The sequence below is a fragment of the Terrabacter sp. P5_B1 genome (assembly GCF_056400505.1).
This window is the reverse complement of sequence record NZ_JBFULD010000520.1, coordinates 1-1,693: the sequence shown is the minus strand read 5'-3', so window position 1 is coordinate 1,693 and position 1,693 is coordinate 1. Positions and strand designations below refer to the sequence as shown.

Below are 1,693 nucleotides of genomic sequence, written 5' to 3'. Positions count from 1 at the left end.
CTTGAGCGTCGCCTCGGACTGGGCCAGGGTGCGGACGGCGCCGGCGACAGGCCGGGCCTGGCGGGCGCGAGCGACCTCCTCACCGAGCTGTCGGAAGGCCACCGCCTGCTTGCCGAGGTCGTGCTCCTGCTGCTGGAGCTGTCTCAGCCGCTCGCGCCGTTGCATGCGCAGTCGTGCGTCGCTGACCATGTCGGCCATCTGCTTGTGGGTCTCGATCGCCTCGCGGCTGGCCTTGCCCGCGTGGCGCTCGCGCGTGGTCAGCTCGTCGACGACCTGCGTCAGCTCGGCGTCGAGGGACTCGGGGGTCGTGCGACTCAGGGCCTCGAGCACGTCGCGCCGCTCGGTCTCGAGTCCGGCCGAGACGGCGAGGGCGTGCACCGACAGGCGGATCTCGTCGACGGCCGACTGGCGCCGCGCCTGCGCGGCCCGCCCGGCCTCGACGATCTCGTCCTGGACGCGGCGGAAGAAGGCGGTGCCGAAGACCTTCTCGAGGAGCTTGCCCTTGTCCTCCGACCTGGCCCGGAGGAACGTCGCGAACTCGCCCTGCGGCAGGATCACGGTCTGCACGAACTGGTCACGCGTGAGCCCGACGGCCCGGGTGATCTCGTCGTCGCAGTCGCCGATGTTGGTCGAGAGCAGCTCGCCGCCATCGAGGTCGTCGGGCGTCTGCAGCCGCCACAGCTTGATCGTCGGCTGCTGAACGGTGCTGCCGGTGCCCCGGGACTTGGGCCGCTCGAAGCGCGGCGTGCGCTGCACGCGGTAGAGGCCCGACTGGGTCTCGAACACCAGGGTCACCACCGGCACGGTGCGCGGGTCGGCGTGGTGCGAGTGGATGCGCTCGACGTCGGCCGAGGCCTGGGCGACCTTGCCGTAGAGCGCGTACGTGATGGCGTCGATGATCGTCGACTTGCCCGAGCCCGTCGGCCCCTCCAGCAGGAAGAGGCCGGCGCGCCCGACGGTGGTGAAGTCGATGACCTCGGTGCCGGCATACGGCCCGATGGCCGTCATGGTCAGGTGGTGCAGCTGCACGTCACGCCACCTCCTGCGCCTCGGCCCGGTGCTGGGCCCTGACGGCGGCCTCGAAGCCCGCCGCGAAGACGTCGACCTCGCCGTCGCTCGCCTCGGTCTTGGTGACGTAGGCGATGAAGTCCGAGCCGAGCTCGCGTGGGTCGCGCTCGCTGACGAGGGTCGTGCCCGCGCGCCCGCGGTCGATCGCGCCCTCGGGCTCGTGGAAGACCTGGAGGGCGTGCGGGAAGCGGGACTTCAAGCGGTCCATCAACGAGTCGGGCCGCACACGGTCGGTGACCGTGACCCGCACCCACGAGTCCTCGGCGGCCGTGAACTCGACTCCTTCGAGCAGGTCGTCCAGACACCCGCGCAGCGTCGCCATGGCGCGCGGCTGGGCGATCTCGACCGGGGTCACACGCGCGGGACCTGCGGCGTCGACGTCGACGAGGAGCACGACCTTCTGCTGCTCCTGCTCGGAGAAGGAGTAGCGCAGCGGGGAACCGGAATAGCGCACGACCGACCCGTCCGCCGACTCCGGAGCCTGCGGGCCGTGGAGGTGACCGAGCGCGGCGTAGTCGATGCCGTGGAAGACCGTGCCGGCCACCCGGTCGACGCCGCCGACCATGATCGAGCGCTCGGAGTCGCTCGGCTCGGCCCCGGCGACGAAGGCGTGTGCAAGCACCAC

The 1,693-nt window shown here is 71.6% G+C and carries 2 protein-coding genes; both read right to left on the bottom strand.

The genetic code is table 11. The features are described 5' to 3' along the window. A partial coding sequence (locus tag AC1DP0_RS21600) for an AAA family ATPase (RefSeq protein ID WP_478088583.1) occupies positions 1–1,029 on the bottom strand: 1,029 nt, incomplete at its 3' end. Between the two features lies 1 nt (position 1,030). Continuing rightward, the coding region (locus AC1DP0_RS21595; protein WP_478088581.1) for an exonuclease SbcCD subunit D at positions 1,031–1,693 on the bottom strand (663 nt) is incomplete at its 5' end.